The organism is Rubrivivax benzoatilyticus JA2 = ATCC BAA-35 (assembly GCF_000190375.1).
GTDB classification, from domain to species: domain Bacteria; phylum Pseudomonadota; class Gammaproteobacteria; order Burkholderiales; family Burkholderiaceae_C; genus Rubrivivax; species Rubrivivax benzoatilyticus.
Genome location: NZ_AEWG01000102.1, coordinates 1 through 17,380, shown reverse-complemented (window position 1 = coordinate 17,380; position 17,380 = coordinate 1). Strand labels below are relative to the sequence as shown.

18 protein-coding genes are annotated in these 17,380 nt (G+C 71.8%); 6 read left to right on the top strand and 12 right to left on the bottom strand.

Features of this window, described 5'->3' with window-relative positions; translation table 11 throughout:
• The 12 genes from RBXJA2T_RS12010 to thiD form a co-directional block, all read right to left on the bottom strand.
• Positions 1-181: DUF8684 domain-containing protein (locus tag RBXJA2T_RS12010; RefSeq protein ID WP_009857649.1), on the bottom strand; the 181-nt coding region annotated here is incomplete at its 3' end.
• Positions 182-456: 275 nt separating this feature from the next.
• Positions 457-951 (bottom strand): TlpA family protein disulfide reductase, encoded by a 495-nt coding sequence (locus RBXJA2T_RS12005; protein WP_009857648.1) that lies wholly within the window; start codon positions 949-951, stop codon positions 457-459.
• Positions 948-1,547, bottom strand: a complete 600-nt coding sequence (locus tag RBXJA2T_RS12000) for a hypothetical protein (protein ID WP_009857647.1) — start codon at positions 1,545-1,547, stop codon at positions 948-950. Before RBXJA2T_RS12000 ends, RBXJA2T_RS12005 begins: the two co-directional genes overlap by 4 nt.
• 67 nt (positions 1,548-1,614) lie before the next feature.
• Positions 1,615-2,331, bottom strand: coding sequence for a monofunctional biosynthetic peptidoglycan transglycosylase (gene mtgA, locus RBXJA2T_RS11995; protein WP_009857646.1), 717 nt, complete (start codon positions 2,329-2,331; stop codon positions 1,615-1,617).
• Complete coding sequence (gene aroE / locus RBXJA2T_RS11990) at positions 2,328-3,173, bottom strand: shikimate dehydrogenase (protein WP_009857645.1); 846 nt, start codon at positions 3,171-3,173, stop codon at positions 2,328-2,330. The genes mtgA and aroE overlap by 4 nt, the downstream gene beginning before the upstream one ends.
• A 4-nt stretch (positions 3,174-3,177) precedes the next feature.
• Complete coding sequence (locus RBXJA2T_RS11985; RefSeq protein WP_029718531.1) at positions 3,178-4,059, bottom strand: energy transducer TonB; 882 nt, start codon at positions 4,057-4,059, stop codon at positions 3,178-3,180.
• Positions 4,046-6,061, bottom strand: a complete 2,016-nt coding sequence (locus tag RBXJA2T_RS11980; protein ID WP_009857643.1) for a ribonuclease catalytic domain-containing protein — start codon at positions 6,059-6,061, stop codon at positions 4,046-4,048. Before RBXJA2T_RS11980 ends, RBXJA2T_RS11985 begins: the two co-directional genes overlap by 14 nt.
• A 432-nt stretch (positions 6,062-6,493) precedes the next feature.
• Positions 6,494-7,204, bottom strand: coding sequence for a beta-ketoacyl-ACP reductase (locus tag RBXJA2T_RS11975; protein ID WP_009857642.1), 711 nt, complete (start codon positions 7,202-7,204; stop codon positions 6,494-6,496).
• The gene (locus RBXJA2T_RS11970) at positions 7,195-7,785 is read right to left on the bottom strand and encodes a YqiA/YcfP family alpha/beta fold hydrolase (RefSeq protein ID WP_009857641.1); all 591 of its coding nucleotides are present in this window, start codon (positions 7,783-7,785) and stop codon (positions 7,195-7,197) included. The genes RBXJA2T_RS11975 and RBXJA2T_RS11970 overlap by 10 nt, the downstream gene beginning before the upstream one ends.
• On the bottom strand, positions 7,782-9,140 hold the full coding sequence (mpl, locus tag RBXJA2T_RS11965) for a UDP-N-acetylmuramate:L-alanyl-gamma-D-glutamyl-meso-diaminopimelate ligase (RefSeq protein ID WP_009857640.1): 1,359 nt from the start codon (positions 9,138-9,140) through the stop codon (positions 7,782-7,784). The genes RBXJA2T_RS11970 and mpl overlap by 4 nt, the downstream gene beginning before the upstream one ends.
• A 120-nt stretch (positions 9,141-9,260) precedes the next feature.
• Positions 9,261-10,553 (bottom strand): glutamate-1-semialdehyde 2,1-aminomutase, encoded by a 1,293-nt coding sequence (gene hemL / locus RBXJA2T_RS11960; RefSeq protein WP_009857639.1) that lies wholly within the window; start codon positions 10,551-10,553, stop codon positions 9,261-9,263.
• 11 nt (positions 10,554-10,564) lie between these two features.
• Positions 10,565-11,521, bottom strand: coding sequence for a bifunctional hydroxymethylpyrimidine kinase/phosphomethylpyrimidine kinase (gene thiD / locus RBXJA2T_RS11955; protein ID WP_029718530.1), 957 nt, complete (start codon positions 11,519-11,521; stop codon positions 10,565-10,567).
• Between the two features lie 170 nt (positions 11,522-11,691).
• Between thiD and RBXJA2T_RS19820 the strand changes: the two genes are divergently transcribed.
• The 6 genes from RBXJA2T_RS19820 to RBXJA2T_RS11930 form a co-directional block, all read left to right on the top strand.
• Entirely contained in the window at positions 11,692-11,844 is a 153-nt protein-coding gene (locus RBXJA2T_RS19820; RefSeq protein ID WP_081467630.1) for a rubredoxin, read from the top strand.
• 53 nt (positions 11,845-11,897) lie between these two features.
• Complete coding sequence (locus RBXJA2T_RS11950) at positions 11,898-12,290, top strand: response regulator (protein WP_009857636.1); 393 nt, start codon at positions 11,898-11,900, stop codon at positions 12,288-12,290.
• Positions 12,291-12,333: 43 nt separating this feature from the next.
• A complete protein-coding gene (locus RBXJA2T_RS11945; protein ID WP_009857635.1) occupies positions 12,334-12,699 on the top strand; it encodes a response regulator in 366 nt (121 codons plus the stop codon).
• 4 nt (positions 12,700-12,703) lie between these two features.
• Positions 12,704-13,234 carry a chemotaxis protein CheW gene (locus RBXJA2T_RS11940; RefSeq protein ID WP_009857634.1) on the top strand — a complete coding sequence of 177 codons (531 nt, stop codon included), beginning with the start codon at positions 12,704-12,706 and terminating at the stop codon, positions 13,232-13,234.
• Positions 13,235-13,253: 19 nt separating this feature from the next.
• Positions 13,254-15,551: a methyl-accepting chemotaxis protein gene (locus RBXJA2T_RS11935; RefSeq protein WP_009857633.1), complete on the top strand. Its 2,298-nt coding sequence runs from the start codon at positions 13,254-13,256 to the stop codon at positions 15,549-15,551.
• A 10-nt stretch (positions 15,552-15,561) separates the two neighbouring features.
• A partial coding sequence (locus RBXJA2T_RS11930; RefSeq protein ID WP_009857632.1) for a FimL-related protein occupies positions 15,562-17,380 on the top strand: 1,819 nt, incomplete at its 3' end.

The following is a 17,380-nucleotide window of genomic DNA, read 5'->3' as shown; positions in this document are numbered from 1 at the left end:
CCGGGGCAGCGGCCGGTGCCGCAGCGGCGGCCGGCGCCGCGGCGACGACCGGCGCCATCGCCACCGTCGCGACGCCGCCCTTGACGATGCGGACCTTGCCCTCGGCTTCGGTGATTTCGAGTTCGGAGATGTTCGACTCGGAAACGAGGTCGATGAGCGTCTTGAGCTTTCTCAGGTCCATGTCGGTCCTCTTCTGACGGGCGGGGGTGTCCCGCGCGGGAAACGTGGTGAGCGGCCTAGCGTGAACCTGTCGGGGCTCGCTGTGGCTGCTGCTGGTCAATAAGTCTGGCTGAACGGCTCGCTTCTGATGCCTATTTTCCAGAACTGCGAAGCTCCTGCCGGCTCGGGTCGGGGCCTGGCGGCTTCGTGGAGAGGGCGGACTCTACGCCAATTTGGTCGCAGATGGCAGCAAATTATCGAAGATCGCTCAAAACGCCCGTTGCGGCGCCGCGGCGATCAGCCGAGCCAGGACTCGAGCTCGGCGTCGTCGGTTTCGCCGAACTTGTGCCGCACCTGGCGGCCGGAAGAGGCCATCAGCACCGTGTACGGCAGGCCGCTGCCGGGGTTGCCCAGGGCTTGCGACAGGCCGATGCCGGCAAAACCGGCGATCACGATCGGGAACGAGACCGGGCTGCGCTCGAGGAAACGGCGCACCGGCTCGGCTTGATCAACGGCAATTCCGAGCACGGTGACGTCGGAGCGCCGACGCTGCAGCCGGTCCAGCGCCGGCATCTCCTGGACGCAGGGTGGGCACCACGGCGCCCAGAAATTGACGATCAGCGGGCGGCCGCGCAGTTCGGCGAGCGCCAGCTCGCGGCCGTCCGGGCGCGGGTAGCGGGCGGCCCACAGCGCTTCGTCGCCGGGCGACAGCCGGCGGCCGTCGAACCAGCGCCAGGCCAGGCCGGCGCCGACGCCGCCGACCGCGGCGGCCAGAAGCGCGCGTCGGATCATGCGTCGCCCTCCGCCAGCAGCCGCTCCAGCGCCACCAGGTCGCCGCGCCAGCTGCGCCCGCGGGCATCGGGCTTGAGCGCGCCGCGCAGCGCGTCGTGCTCGTTGACGACCAGATGCAGCGTGACGATCTCGCCGAGCTCGGCGTTGCGGCTGCCGACGATCAGCACCGAGGTCTCGGGGGCCCCCGGGCGCTCGATGCTGGCGACGTCGTAGTCGACGCCAGCGTTGATCAGCGCGATCTCGGCGGCCTTGGAATCGTCGCAGTACAGGTCGATGAGCACCGCCGAGCGCCGTGTCGCGGTGCCGCGCCAGACGGCGCCGGCCAGGTGCGGGCGGAACTCGGCCAGCCGGTGCATCCAGACTCGGGCGGTCTCGCGCAGCGCACGCAGCTCGGCCGGCTGGGTGTCGGCGCAGAACAGCTCCAGGTAGGCGCGGACCTCGTCCTCGACCTCCTCGTTGCCCGGCAGTTCGCCGGCCCGGCCGCTGCGCCGGCCCAGGTCGCGCGCCGCCTTGCGCTTGGCGGCGGCGTACTCCAGCCCGTCCTCGACGACCAGGCGCGCCGCCGCCGCGGCGATCTCGGCTTGATGAAGGCTCATTGGGGCACCCTGAGTCCTGCGGCCGGTCCCGCCCGGCGGGAATGAGCCCCGGACAAGTCCTGAGCGCTCATGGCAGCTCCACCGCGCCCATGCGCGCGACGATGGTCTGCGCACGCCCGGCGACGTAGCCCGAGTTCGGCCGTTTCTCGAAACGTTTGGGCGCCGGCAGCATCACCGCCAGGCGCGCCGCCTGCGTCGCCGACAGGCGCTCGGCATCGACGCGGAAGTAGTGGCGTGCGGCGGCCTGGGCGCCGAACACGCCTTCGCCCCATTCGACGTTGTTCAAGTAGATCTCCAGGATGCGCTCCTTGGACAGGAAGGCTTCCAGCATCATCGTGATCGCCAGTTCCTGGGCCTTGCGCAGGGCTGTTCGTTCGCCCGACAGCAGCAGGTTCTTGGCCAGCTGCTGCGTGATCGTCGAGCCGCCGACGATCTTGGCGGTCTTCGCGCGGCCGGCCTCGAGCCGGGCCTCGGCGCGCTGGTTGCGTTCCCAGGCCTGCTCGATCGCGTCCCATTCGACACCGGAGTGTTCGGCGAAGCCGGCGTCCTCGCTGGCGATGACCGCGCGCTGGATGTTGCGGCCCAGGCGTTCGCGCGGCACCCAGGCCTGCGTCCAGTCGATGCGCTGCCGCTCGACGAGCAGCCGCCAGGCCTCGCTGCGCTGGAAGGCGGTGGACTGCGGATCGAAGACGGCCATCGCGGCGACGCGCAGCGCGAAGAACACCTGCAGCGCCAGACCGCAGACGACGACGAGCACGGCCAGCCGCCAGAGCTGGCGTTTCACGCCTTGGCCTCCAGGCGCGCACGCAGCGCGGCGAGCACCGGCGCGGTGTCGGGGCGCACGCCGCGCCAGAACCAGAAGGCCTCGGCCGCCTGCTCGACCAGCATGCCCAGACCGTCGTGCGCGCGGGCGCCGACGGCGCGCGCCCAGGCCAGGAAGGGCTCGGCGGCCGGCCCGTACATCAGGTCGACGGCGAGTGCGCCCGGCGCCAGCACCGATGCCGGCACCGGCACCGCGGCGCCGGACAGGCTGCTCGCGCTGGCGTTGAGCACGATGTCGTGGCCGCTGCCGGGTGTGTCCAGCCCGGCGGCGGCGAGCGTGCAGCCGTGTTCGGCGGCCAGCGCGGCGTGGCGCGCCACCAGCGCCTCGGCACGTGCGGGCGTGCGGTTGACGACGGTGACGGCGGCGGCGCGGGCCTCGATCAGCGGCCCCAGCACGCCGGCGGCGGCACCGCCGGCGCCGATCAGCAGCACACGCCGGCCGGCGACCGGCTGGCCGGCGTGCCGTTCGAGGTCGCGCACCAGGCCGATGCCGTCGCTGTTGTCGGCGCTCCAGCCGTCGGCGTCGAAACGCAGCACGTTGGCCGCCTCGGCCAGCGCGGCCCGCGGCGTCACGTGCGCGGCCAGCCGCGGGGCCTCGAACTTGAACGGCACGGTGACGTTGCAGCCGCGGGCGCCACTGGCGGCGAAGGCGCGCAGCGTGGCCTCGAAGCCGTCGAGCGGGCACTCGACGCGGCCGTAATCGACGGCCTCGCCGGTCTGGCGTGCGAACTCGGCGTGGATGAACGGGGACTGGCTGTGCGCCACCGGGTGGCCGAGCACGGCGTAGCGGTCGGGAGCGGTCATGGGGTCAGCGGGCCAGCGGCGTGGTTTCCAGGCCGTCCTCGCGCGTGAAGCGGAAGCGCGAGGTGACGACGATCTCGTCGGCCTGGCGGCGCATCGCGGCCGTGAACGGGCCGAACGGAGCGGCGGCGCGCACGATGGCCATCGCCTGCTGGTCGAGCACGCGCGAGCTGCTCGGGCGCACGATCTCGGTGTCGACGACACGGCCGGCGGCGTCGACGGTGACGTTCATCACCAGCTCGCCGTAGAGCTTGACGCCGTTGCGCTCGGGGAAGTTGCGCGTGCCGCGGTCCTCGATGCGCCGGCGCAGCAGGTCGTAGTACAGCGCGTAGACCTCCTCGCGCGTGGCCGGGCTGATGTAGCGCTTGCGCGGGCGGGCGTTCTCTTCGTTGATGCGCTTCTCGATCTCGGCGAGCATCTGCAGCAACTGGCGGCGGTGTTCCTCGCGCTCGCGCTCCTGCGGGCTGCCGGTGTCGCGCTGCGGGTCCGGCGGCGGCAGCGCCGCGAGTTCGCGCCGCAGCTGGGCGAGCAGCTGCTGCTGTTGCTGCTGCAGGTCCTCGATGCGGCGGCGGGCGTCGTCGGCGGCGTCGCCGGGCTGGGCCTGCGGCGTGCGGGGCAGCGGCGAGGTCGCGCGGCCCTTGTCGGCGTCGCCGCCGCCCGCCAGCCGCACCTGGGCGATGGCCTGGGCCTCGGTCGGCGCCTCGTTGGAGCGCGCGTTGACGAGGATGACCTCCAGCGGCGTGTCGCGGAAGACGCGGTTGAAGGCCTCCGGATCGACGAAACGCACCGTCAGCAGCACCGCGTGCAGGCCCACGGAGACCAGCAGCGCCGCCTGCAGCGCCGTCAGCTTGGCCAGCAGCGCCGGCAACGACGCCTTAAGCGCCAGCATCTCCGGCGGGGGCGTCGTTGACGTCGATGGCCAGCGTCAGCGGGCCGACGGCTTCGGCTTCGTCGTCGACCTCGGCGACCGCCTCGGGCGGTTCGTCCTCGATGCGAGCGACGAGCGTCGCGTGCAGGTCCAGCGTCAGCAGGTCGATGCCGGCGACACGGGCGCGCAGCCGCGCGCCGCGTGGCCAGTCCTCGGTGCCGGGCACGCGGAAGACCAGCGGCAGCGTCTCGGCGCGCACCAGGCCGCCCTTCATCACCGCGGCCTCCAGCTCGGTGACGGCGTTCTGCTCGATCCAGCGCAGCGTCCAGAAACGCTCGATGCCGTGCTGGAAGTCGTTGTAGGCCGAGTAGGCGGCGTCGAAGCCCGAGATCACCGAGAACAGCGATGCGTCCTTGGGCCGGAACGGCGCGGCCAGCGCCGCGGTGCGGCCGTGGCGCGCGCAGGCGATGATCTGCCACTGGTTCACGAGGTCGACGTAGCGCCGCAGCGGCGACGTGGCCCAGGTGTATTGCGCCACGCCCATGCCGGCGTGCGGCGCCGGCTTGGTGCCCATGCGCACCTTGATGCCGGGCAGCAGGCTGGCCTGGCTGCGGTAGATGCCCGGCACGCCGCATTCGGCGAGCCAGCCGCCCCAGCGGCTGTTGGCCAGGATCATCGCCTCGGAGACGATCAGGTCCAGCGGCGCGCCGCGCCGGCGCGTCGTGATCTGCACACGTTCGCTGCCGTCGGGCTCGGCCGTGTGGCCTTCGAGGCGGAAGTTGTAGTCCGGGCGGTTGAAGTTCTCGGGCTTGCCGCGCACGACCTCGCGCGCCGCCTTCAGCGCCTGCGCGAAGCGCCAGCAGAAGGCCAGCTCGGTGGCGAAGGCGTAGTCGGCCGGCGCCTCGCCGGCCAGCGACGCCTCGGTGATGACGTCGTCGAGCTGGTCGTGGCGCAGGTTGGCGACGATCGGCACGCGTTCGAGCTTGGTCTCGACCGCGCGAACCTCGAACGTGGCCTCGTCGACCGTCGCGTACAGGCTGACGGCCGGGCAGTCGCGGCCCTCGATCAGCGTGTAGGCCTGCACGACCTCGTCGGGCAGCATCGTGATCTTCCAGCCCGGCATGTAGACGGTGGACAGGCGGTCGCGCGCGACCTTGTCCACCGGCGAGTCCGGCTGGATCGCCAGCCCCGGGGCGGCGATGTGGATGCCGAAGATCACCGTGCCGGTGCCCAGGCCCTGGACCGACAGTGCGTCGTCGATCTCGGTCGTCTGCGAGTCGTCGATCGAGAAGGCCTGCACCGCGGCCAGCGGCAGCTCTTCCTTGATCGCCGGCGCCGCCAGCGCCGGGAAGCCGGTGCCCTGCGGGAAGGTCTCGAACAGGAAACGCCGCCAGTGGAACTGGTACGGGCTGTCGATCGCGCCGGCGTCCTTCAGCAGGTCCAGCGGTGCGCGTTGCGTGCGCTTGGCGGCCTCGACGACGGCCTTGTACTCGGGCGCGTTCTTGTCGGGGCGGAACAGGATCTTGTAGAGCTGCTCGCGCACCGGCGCCGGGCACTGGCCGGCGGCGATCTCGCCGGCCCAGGCCTCGATCTGCGCCGCGAGCTGCTTCTTGCGCTCGATGCCCAGCAGCGCCGCCTTGACGGTCTCCTCGGGTGCCTTGCGGAACAGGCCCTTGCCGAGGCGGCGGAAGTAGTGCGGCGCCTCGAACAGGCGGAACAGCGCCGCGGCCTGCTTGTCGGGGCCGGCCGAGGCCTCGAAATAGTCGCGCGCCAGGTCGGCGAAACCGAATTCACCTTCGGGCGCGAACTCCCAGGCGAGGTCGAGGTCGATTTCCGCCGCCAGCGCCTGCGCCTGGGCGATCAGCTCGGCCGGGGCCGGCTTCTCGAAGCGCAGCAGCACGTTGGCCGCCTTCACCTTCACGCGTTTGCCGGAATCGAGCTCGATCTGCATCGAGCTCTCGGCTTCGGACATCACGCGGCCGGCGTGGAATTTCCCGGCGTCGTCGAACAGGGCATAAGTCACCGGGCGATTGTCCACCAGCGGCCCGGGTGCCGGGCTTGCCGGATCGCCGGGGTTCGATCGGCGTCAGGCTTCAGCAGTGCGTCTCGCTGCACTCGCTTCAGCCGCGGCGGGCCACGGCCGCCGGGCGGCCGGCTCGCTCCATGTCCCCCTGCCGGGCTGCGCCCGGCCTCCTCCTAATACTTGCGCGATCCGGCCGCCCGGCGTCCGCGGCCGGCACCGCCGAGGCGTCGGGCAGCTGGCGTGCGGTGTGCAACAGCCGGTTCGGGCCGGCCGGCGGGGCGTGTCCCGGAGTGAAGTCAAGGAGGAGACCCGGCCGCAGGCCGGGGCGGGGGACATGAACGCAGGGACACGCCCCGTCGGCCGGCCTCGCGCCGCCGCTGGCGCGAAAACCGTGCTCGTGGAGCCACGCCGCGCAGCCGGCGCCGTGGCCCGTTACACCGTCATCCCGCCCGAGACCTCCAGCACCGCGCCGTTGACATAGCTGGCCTCGTCGCTGGCCAGGAAGGCGTAGACGGCGGCGATCTCCTCGGGCCGGCCCAGGCGCTGCAGCGGCACCTGCTCGCGCATGTGCGTCAGCACCTTCTCCGGGATCGTGTCGAGGATCGGTGTGGCGACGAAACCCGGCGCGACGGCGTTGACACGCACGCCCTTGGGGCCGAGTTCGCGGCTCCAGGTCTTGGTGAAGCCGATGACGCCGAACTTGGACGCGGCGTAGTTGGTCTGGCCGAAGTTGCCGTAGATGCCGACGACGCTGCTGGCGTTGAGGATCACGCCCGAGCCCTGCTCGATCATGATCGGCGCCACCGCCTGCGCGCAGTGGAAGACGCCGCGCAGGTTGACGTCGATGACGGCGTCGAACTGCTCCTCGGTCATCTTCACCAGCCGCGCGTCGCGCGTGATGCCGGCGTTGTTGACCAGCACGTCGATGCGGCCGTGTTTCGCCCTCACCGCGGCGACCATCGCATCGACCTGGGCGCGCACGGTCACGTCGACGGCCAGGCTTTCGGCGGCGCCGGGCACGGTGTCGGCGTGGCGGTCGCAGGCGACGACCACGGCGCCTTCGGCGGCGAACTTGGCGACGGTGGCCGCGCCGATGCCTTGCGCCGCGCCGGTGACGATGCAGACCTTGTCCTTCAATCGCATAGCCGCAGGAACCTCAGCAGGTGGGGCAGGTGCTCGTCGAAGTCGGACAGCGCGTGGTCGCTGCCCTCGACGAGGCGGATCGTCGCGCCGGCGTAGCGCGCGTGCATCTCGCGCCAGTCCAGCAGCTCGTCGCCAGTGGCGACGACGGCGAAGTAGCGCTCGGGCCGGGTGATCGCCGGCACCGTCAGCGCACGCAGCTCGTCGACGTACTCGGGCAGGAAGAAGAAGCTCTCCTCCGGCTTGTGGAACTGCTTGTTCTCGCCGATGTAGGCCGCGAGGTCGCGTGCCGGGTCGACGGCCGGGTTCAGCACGCCGGCCGTCCAGCCGCGCGCCTCGGCGACCGCGGTGGCGTAGAAGCCGCCGAGCGAGCTGCCGACCACGACCGAGGTCGCCGGCCAGTCGGCCGTGCCCTCGAGCAGCATCGCCACCGCGGCACGCGGCGACGGCGGCAGCTGCGGGCTCCAGAACTGGACGTCGGGCCGGTGTTCGGCCAGCCAGGCGCCGACGCGCCGCGCCTTCGCCGACTGCGGCGAGGAGCGGAAGCCGTGCAGATACAGCAGGTGGGTCGGTCCTGCGCTCACGCCTTCCCCTGCAGCGCCGCCAGCAGCTTGGCGTGGATGCCGCCGAAGCCGCCGTTGCTCATGCAGACGACGTGGTCGCCCGGCTGAGCGGCGCGCGCGATCGCGGCCACCAGCGCGTCCACCGTGTCGGCCGTCGCCGCCTTGGCGCCCAGCGGCGCCAGCGCTTCCTTGACGCTCCAGCCCCAGTCGCCCTGCAGGCCGAAGGCGAGGTCGGCGTCTTCCAGCGCCCAGGGCAGCTGGGCCTTCATCGTGCCGAGCTTCATGGTGTTCGAGCGCGGCTCGAAGACGGCGAGGATGCGCGCCGCGCCGACCTTGCGGCGCAGGCCGTCGATCGTCGTGCGCATCGCCGTCGGGTGGTGGGCGAAGTCGTCGTAGACCTTGACGCCGCCGGCCTCGCCGCGCAGCTCCAGCCGCCTGCGCACGTTCTGGAAGCTCGCCAGCGCAGCCGCCGCGGTCTCGGGCGCGACGCCGGCGTGTTCGGCGGCGGCGATCGCCGCCAGCGCGTTGAGCTGGTTGTGCTCGCCCAGCAGCGCCCATTCGACGCGGCCGATCTTCAGGCTGCCGCGCAGCACGTCGAAGGCGTGCGGCTCGCCGCGTGCGCGCAGCGCGCCGGGCTCCTCGCGCTTCGGGCCGAAACGCTGCACCTCGCTCCAGAAGCCGCGCTGCAGCACACGCTGCAGCGCCTCGTCGCGGGCGTTGACCACCAGCCGGCCGCTCGCCGGCACGGTGCGCACGAGGTGGTGGAACTGGGTCTCGATCGCCGCCAGGTCCGGGAAGATGTCGGCGTGGTCGTGCTCGAGGTTGTTCAGGATCGCCGTGCGCGGCCGGTAGTGCACGAACTTGCTGCGTTTGTCGAACAGCGCGGTGTCGTACTCGTCGGCCTCGATGACGAAGAAGCGGCCGCCGCCCAGGCGCGCCGAGACGCCGAAGTTCAGCGGCACGCCGCCGACCAGGAAACCCGGCTCCAGCCCGGCCTGCTCGAGGATCCAGGCCAGCATCGAGGTCGTCGTCGTCTTGCCGTGCGTGCCGGCGACGGCCAGCACGTGGCGGCCGAAGAGCACGTTCTCGGCCAGCCACTGCGGCCCGCTGGTGTAGGCGGCGCCGGCGTCGAGGATGGCTTCCATCAGCGGGTTGCCGCGCGTGACGACGTTGCCGATGACGAAGACGTCGGGTTTCAGCGCCAGCTGGTCGGCGCCGAAACCCTCGATCAGCTCGATGCCGAGCGAGCGCAGCTGGTCGCTCATCGGCGGGTAGACGTTGGCGTCGCAGCCGGTCACGCGGTGGCCGGCTTCGCGGGCGAGGGCGGCGATGCCGCCCATGAAGGTGCCGCAGATGCCGAGGATGTGGAGATGCATCCGGGCATTCTAGGCAGCGGGTCCGACGGGGGACGGCGGTCCCGCGTCAGCCCATGAAAAACGGCCGCCCTGGGGCGGCCGTCGGGGCGTGGCGGCGGCACGCGGCCGCCGCGTCGGGCCTCAGCCCGCCTTCAGCGCTTCCAGTGCGGCCTGGGCGGTCGCCGCCAGGTCCTCGTCGGTGTGCGCGGCGCTGACGAAGCCGGCTTCGTACATCGCCGGGGCGAGGTAGACGCCGCGGTCGAGCATGCCGTGGAAGAAGCGGTTGAAGCGCTCCTTGTCGGTGGCCATCACCGCGGTGTAGTTCTGCGGCAGCGCATCGGCGAAGAAGAAGCCGAACATGCCGCCTTCGCTGTCGGTGACGATCGGCACGCCCGCCTCGCGGCCGGCGTCGGCGATGCCCTGCACCATCTTCTGCGTCTTGGCCGCCAGCGCCTCGTAGAAGCCGGGCTTGGTGATCTCGGCCAGCGTCGCCAGGCCGCAGGCCGTGGCCACCGGGTTGCCCGACAGCGTGCCGGCCTGGTAGACCGGGCCCAGCGGCGCGAGCTGCTTCATCACGTCCTTCTTGCCGCCGAAGGCCGCCAGCGGCATGCCGCCGCCGATGACCTTGCCGAAGACCGTCATGTCGGGCTCGAAGCCCGGGATCAGCTTGGCGTAGACGCTCTGCGCGCCGCCGAGCGCGACGCGGAAGCCGGTCATCACCTCGTCGAACACCAGCAGCGCGCCGTGCTTGGTGCACAGCTCGCGCAGCTTGGTCACGAACGGCACCGAGGCACGCACGAAGTTCATGTTGCCGGCGATCGCCTCCAGCATCACGCAGGCGATCTCGTCGCCCTGGGCGGCGAAGGTCTCCTCGAGCTGCTCGACGTTGTTGTATTCGAGGACCAGCGTGTGCTGCACGACCTCGGCCGGCACACCGGCGGAGGTCGGGTGGCCGAAGGTCGCCAAGCCCGAGCCGGCCTTGACCAGCAGCGCGTCGGCGTGGCCGTGGTAGCAGCCCTCGAACTTGATGATCTTGCTGCGGCCGGTGACACCGCGCGCCAGGCGCAGCGTGCTCATGCCGGCCTCGGTGCCGCTGGAGACCAGGCGCACCTGCTCGATGCTCGGCACCTGGGCGATGATGGCTTCGGCGAGTTCGATCTCGCGCTCGGTCGGCGCGCCGAAGCTGAAGCCCTCGCGCAGCGCCTTCTGCACCGCTTCGAGCACCGCCGGGTGGCCGTGGCCCAGGATCATCGGGCCCCAGGAGCCGATGTAGTCGATGTAGCGCTTGTCCTCGGCGTCCCAGATGTACTGGCCTTCGGCGCGGGCGATGAAACGCGGCGTGCCGCCGACGGCGCGGAAGGCGCGCACGGGCGAGTTGACGCCGCCGGGAATGACGGCCTGGGCGCGGGCGAAGAGCTGTTCGTTGGTGGTCATCGAGAGTGTTTTCAGTGCACGCGCCGCGGGGCGCCTTGGGTCTTGGGATCGTCGAAGCCGGGGTCCGGCTCGTCGGGGCCGGGCTCGGGCTCGCCGTCTTCGGCTGGCGGCAGAGCCCAGAAGAAGCGGTCGGGCACGACGTTGCCCATGCCGGGGCGGAAACCCGCGTCCAGGCTCTGGTCGAGGAAGGACAGGGCTTCGCCCACCGCCGCCTGCAGCTCGCTGCCGGCGGCCAGGAGTGCGGCCAGGGCCGCGGACAGCGTGTCGCCCGCGCCGACGAACGCGGTTTCGAAACGCTCGAACTTCTCGCCGGTCAGTGCGCCCTGCGGCGACGCCAGCACGTTGTCGATGTACTGCTCGTGGCCCTTGCTGGCGAGCATCACGCCGGTGACGAGCACGTAGCGCGTGCCGTGTTCGCCGGCGGCCACCGCCAGCTCGCGCGCCGACGGCGGGCGCTCGCTGTCCCAGTCGGGCAGCAGGAAGTCCTGCAGCGTCTTGTGGCTGCCCACCAGCACCTCGGTGGCCGGCAGGATCAGCTCGCGGAAGGCGTCGAGGTAGGGCTGCAGCTGCTCCTCGTCGAGCCAGGACAGGCCGGGCAGATAGGCCACCAGCGGCACGTCGGCGTAGTCGGACAGCACCTCGGCGACGGCGCTCACGGTCTCGGCGTTGCCCAGGAAGCCGACCTTCCAGCCGGAGATCGTGACGTCCTCGAGGATGGTGCGCGCCTGCTCGACGACGGCGTCGTCGTCGATTTCGTGCTGATCGAAGACCTCGGCCGTGTCGCGCATCACGATCGACGTGACCACCGGCAGCGCATGGGCGCCCATCGCGGCTATCGTCGCCACGTCGCCGGCCAGCCCGCCGGCACCGCTCGGGTCACTGGCGTTGAAGCTGATCACGCACGCCGGCGGCGGGGGCTCCTGCGCAGGATCCTGCAGCTCCGTGGCGGGGTGGGGGTCGGGGGTCATCGCGATGCCTTTGCGCGTTCCGCCCGGGGCCTGTCGGAGACCTCGAGCGAAACCTGAAGAATGGTGCGTATGTCCTCACAAATCCTTGATTTTTTCGCGGATATGCGTGACTACAATCGTTGCCCATTGTAGTGAGGGACCGCCCCGAAGTGAGCCATAGCCGAACCTGGATGTGTCTGATCTGCGGCTGGATCTACGACGAAGCCGCCGGGGATCCCGAGCACGGGATCGCCGCCGGCACCGCGTGGGCCGACGTTCCGATGAATTGGACCTGTCCGGAATGCGGAGCCCGTAAAGAAGATTTCGAAATGGTCGAAATCTGAACGCCGTCGGCGGCCTTCCGTGCCGCCGGGCACTCCAACAGGTGGACAGTGACGTGAACGAAGCCGTGTCCTCCGGCGCCAAGGTCCTGGTGATCGACGACAGCAACACGATCCGGCGCAGTGCCGAGATCTTCCTGCGCCAGGGCGGCCACGAGGTCGTGCTGGCGGAGGACGGCTTCGACGCTCTCGCCAAGGTCAGCGACCACGATCCCGAACTGATCTTCTGCGACATCCTGATGCCGCGGCTGGACGGTTACCAGACCTGCGCCATCATCAAGCGCAACCCGCGCTTCGCGAAGGTGCCGGTGATCATGCTGTCGTCCAAGGACGGCCTGTTCGACAAGGCCCGTGGCCGCATGGTCGGCTCGGAGGACTACCTCACCAAGCCGTTCACCAAGGAACAACTGCTGCGTGCGGTGGAGTCCTTCCGCCGCACCGCCGCCTGAACCCGCGGCGCTGCCGCCCGTCAGAACCCGAGACCCGCTTCCGATGGCCATCCGCAAGATCCTCGTCGTCGACGACTCGAAGACCGAGTTGCACCACCTGTCGGACATCCTCGGCAAGCGCGGCTACGCCGTGCGCACCGCCGAGAACGGCGAGGAGGCCATGCGCCGCCTCGACGAGGACCTGCCCGACCTCATCCTGATGGACGTCGTGATGCCGGGCCAGAACGGCTTCCAGCTCACGCGCCAGATCACGCGCGACCCGCGCTACGCCGCGGTGCCGGTGATCATGTGCACCAGCAAGGGCCAGGAGACCGACAAGGTCTGGGGCCTGCGCCAGGGCGCACGCGACTACATCGTCAAGCCGGTCCAGGCCGACGAGCTGCTGTCCAAGATCCGCGCCTTCGACTGAGGCGATGGCCAAGCGCGAAGCCCTGCGGGACCTGCAGAGCCGCCTGGCCCAGCGGCTGAGCGCCGTCCGCAGCGAAGCCCCCGCCGCCTCCTGGCTGGCCATCGAGTGCGCCGGCGTCGGCCTGCTCGTGCCGCTGGCCGGCGCCGGCGAGATCTTCCCGGTCGGCACGCTGGCGCCGGTGCCGCACACGCGGCCCTGGTTCGTCGGCGTCGCCAACCTGCGCGGCGGCCTGCACGGCGTCGTCGACCTGGCGGCCTTCCTGGGCCTGCGGCCGACGCAGTCGGCGGCCGAGGGCGTGCGCGAGCAGGCCCGGCTGCTGGCGCTGAACCCGGCCGTCGGCAGCCACGTCGCGCTGATGTTCGAGCGTCTGGCCGGCCTGCGCACCGCGGGCCAGCTGCAGCGTGAACCCGAGGACGACGTGTCGCGCCCGTCGTTCGCCGGTGCCCGGTGGCGCGACGACCGTCAGCGCGTGTGGCAGGAGATCGACCCGGCCGCGCTCGTCCAGCACGAACAGTTTCTCGGCATCGCCCGATGACGAACGCCGCGAGGATCGAATGAGCTTTCTCGACAAGTTGAAGGGCCCCGCGCGGGGCCGCCCGTCGGTGCCTGACGCGCCGTCCCAGGAAACCGTCGCCGGCGACGCCATGGACGCGACGATCCGCCTCGGCCCCGGCACGCTGGCCCCCGAGAGCCGGCCGCGCGCCGAGGACTCCTCGATCATCTCTGAAGCCGCCCCGTCGGAGCTGGCCGGCGAGTACGCCAACACCCGCGTGCCCGAGGACAGCGCTCCCGAGATCGCCACCGGCCTGCCGATCGTCGGCGGCATGCCGCTGGCGCGCCAGCAGCAGCTGATGGCCTTCGCCTTCGGCATCGGCCTGACCGGGCTGGTGCTCAGCGGCGGTGCCGGCATCGTCTCGGCCAGCCGCAGCGCGCAGCAGGTCTCGGCCGCCGGCCAGGCGCAGACGCAGTCGCAGCGGCTCGCCAAGTCGGTGTCGCAGGCGCTGCTGGGCAACCCGCAGGCCTTCCCCGAACTGCGCGAGAGCGCCGAGATCCTGTCGCGCAACGTGCGCGGCCTGGCCGAGGGCGGCGACGTGCCGGCGGTCTCCGGCAGCCTGGGCGACCGGGTGCAGGCGCTGCTGCCGATGGTCGAGCGCGCCGACAAGAGCGCGCGCTCGGTGCTTGCCCAGCAGAAGACGCTGACCCAGGTCGGCGCCGCGCTGCGCACCATCAACCGCCAGTCGGCCGATCTGCTGGAGATCGCCGAGACGGTGTCCTCGCTGAAGCTGCAGGGTGGCGCCTCGGCCGGCGAGCTGTCGGCCGTCGGCCAGCTGGTCATGCTGACGCAGCGCATCGGCAAGAGCGCCAACGAGTTCCAGACCACCGAGGGCGTCAGCGCCGAGGCCGTGTTCCTGCTCGGCAAGGACCTGAACTCCTTCCGCGAGATCGCCCAGGGCCTGCTCGACGGCAGCGCCGAGCTGCGCCTGCCCGGCACGCGCGAGCCCCAGGTGCGCGAGCAGCTGCAGGAGCTGCTCGCCCAGTACGACAAGACGCGCACCGAGGCCGGCGCCATCCTGGGCAACCTGCAGGGCCTGGTCGGTGCGCGCGAGGCCCAGGCGGCGATCATCCGCGACAGCGAACCGCTGCGCCGCGGCCTCGACGAGCTGCAGGGTGAACTGGCCGACGCCGGCGGCCTGCGCACCATCGTGCTCGTGCCGGCGCTGCTGTCGGCGCTGCTGCTGGCCGCCGGTGCCTTCGGCCTGCTGCGCCTGTTCGTCGCCGACCAGACCAACCGCGCCCGCCTCGCCGAGGCCCAGCGCCAGGAAGCCGAGCGCCAGGAGCTGGAGGCCAAGCGTGTCAACGACGCCAACCAGGCCGCCATTCTTCGCCTGATGAACGAGCTGCAGAGCGTCGCCGAGGGCGACCTGACGCAGCAGGCCACCGTCACCGAGGACATCACCGGCGCGATCGCCGACTCGGTCAACTACACCGTCGAGGAACTGCGTTCGCTGGTCACCTCGGTGCAGGGCACCGTCACGCGCGTGGCCGACACGACGCAGCAGGTCGAGCAGACCTCCTCCGAGCTGCTGGCGGCGTCGACCGAGCAGCTGCGCGTCATCCGCGAGACCGGCGAGTCGGTGCTGCAGATGGCCGACCGCATCACCGAGGTGTCGGCCGAGGCGCAGCGCAGCGCCGAGGTCGCGCGCCAGTCGCTGGAGGTGGCGGCCACCGGCCAGCAGGCGGTGCAGAACTCGATCGGCGGCATGAACGCCATCCGCGACCAGATCCAGGAGACCTCCAAGCGCATCAAGCGTCTGGGCGAGAGCTCGCAGGAGATCGGCGAGATCACCGAGCTGATCTCGGACATCACCGAGCAGACCAACGTGCTGGCGCTGAACGCCGCGATCCAGGCCGCCAGCGCCGGCGAAGCCGGCCGCGGCTTCAGCGTCGTCGCCGAGGAAGTGCAGCGTCTGGCCGAACGTTCGGCCGAGGCGACGCGCCAGATCGCGGCCATCGTGCGCGCCATCCAGACCGACACCCAGGACGCGGTGGCCGCCATGGAGCGCTCGACGCAGGGCGTGATCGAGGGCGCGCGGCTGTCCGACGCGGCCGGCAGCGCGCTGGCCGACATCGACCGCGTGACACGCGAGCTCGCCGAGCTGATCGGGCGCATCTCCGAGCAGGCCTCCAGCGAAGCCGAGTCGGCCGGCGGCGTGGCCACCAACATCCAGCACATCCTGGCCGTGACCGAGCAGACCGGCGAGGGCACACGCTCGACCGCCCAGGTGGTGCACGAGCTCTCGCGCGCCGCCGAGCAGCTGCGCGCGTCGATCTCCCGCTTCAAGATCAGCTGACGCCACGCGGATGAACGCCGTCACCGACAGCCTCGGCGGCAGCGCCGACGACCTCAGCCCGCTGGCCTGGGTGCACGGCGAGCTGCGCCGTTCGCTCGAGCTGGCGCACAAGGCGCTGCACCGGCACCTCAAGGAGTCGGAGGCGGCGGCCGCGTCCGACGTCGACGCCGTCGAGCCGGCCGTGCTGCGCACCGCGCGTGTGCACCTGCACCAGGGTGTCGGCGCGCTCGAGCTCGTCGGCCTGCCGGCGGCGGCGCAGATGCTGCGCGCCAGCGAGACGCTGGTGCAGCGCTGGGTGGCCAAGCCGGCGCTGGTCGACGCCAAGGCGGTGCAGACGCTGGAGAAGGCTTCGTTCGCGCTGCTGGACTACCTGTCGCGGCTGCTCGCGCGCCGGCCGGTGTCGCCGGTGGCGATGTTCCCGCAGTACCTGGCGGTGCAGGGCCTGGCCGGTGCCGAGCGTGCGCATCCGGCGGACCTCTGGCCGCAGGACTGGCGCTGGATCGAGCTGCCGCCCGAGCCCGGTGTGCGTCCGCATGCGCCCGACGCCGCGGCGCGCACGGCGATGGAGTCGCTGTCGCTGGCGCTGATGCGCCAGCCCGAGCCGGCGCGGCTGGACGCGATGGGCGAGGTCTGCGCCTCGCTGGCCGCCGGCACGCAGGGCCGGCTGTCGACGCTGTGGCGTCTGGCGGCGGCCTTCTTCGAGGCCCAGGCCCGCGGCCTGCTGTCCAGCGACGTCTACACCAAGCGCATCGCGTCGCGCCTGCTGTCGCAGCTGCGCACGACAATGCGCGACGCCGACGAGGTCTCCGACCGTCTGGCGCAGGACCTGCTGTTCTTCTGCGCCCATGCCCGTGCACCGGCCGGCGGCGAGGCGCCGCGGCTGGCCGCGGTGCGCGAGGCCTGGCGCCTGGACGACAGTGCCGCCGCGGACTACGACGTCGCGCGCCTGGGCCGCTTCGACCCGGCCTGGGTCGCGCAGGCGCGCAAGCGAGTGGGCGGCGCCAAGGACGCCTGGTCGGCGGTCGCGGCCGGCGAGCTGCACCGCCTGACCGGCCTGGCCGAGCAGTTCACGCTGGTTGGCGACTCGGTGCAGCGGCTGTTCCCGTCCGGCGAGGTGCTGGCCAACGTGCTGCAGGACGCCGCGACGCAGACCGTTGCGGCGCAGGAGGCGCCGCCGGCCGCGCTGGCGATGGAAGTCGCCACCGCGCTGCTGTCGCTGGACGCGTCGCTGGAAGACGGCGAGTTCGACCATCCGGCGCTGCCCGAGCGCGTGCAGCGCCTGGCGCGCCGCGTCGACGACGTGCGCCGCGGCCAGCCGCAGCTGCCGCTGGAGCCGTGGATGGAGGAGCTGTACCGCCGCGTCAGCGACCGCCAGACCATGGGCAGCGTCGTGCAGGAGCTGCGCAGCAGCCTGTCCGAGATCGAGAAGCAGATCGACACCTATTTCCGGGCCCCGGCGCAGCGCGAGACGCTGATCCCGGTGCCGGGCCAGCTGTCGGCGATGCGCGGCGTGCTGTCGGTGCTCGGCCTGGACCAGGCCTCGCAGGCCGTGCTGCGCATGCGCGACGAGGTCGACACGCTGGCCCAGACCGAGGTCGACCCGACGCACGAGCCGGCACGGCTGAGCTTCGAGCGCCTGGCCGAGAACCTGGGCGCGCTGAGCTTCCTGATCGACATGCTGGGCGTGCAGCCGACGCTCGCCAAGTCGCTGTTCCGCTACGACGCCGAGAGCGGGCGCCTGTCCACCGTGATGGGCCAGGCGTCGCGCCGACGGTGCCGCCGCCGTCGCCGCCGGCCCGCCCGGCCGAGCTGCCGCCGCCTCCGGCGCC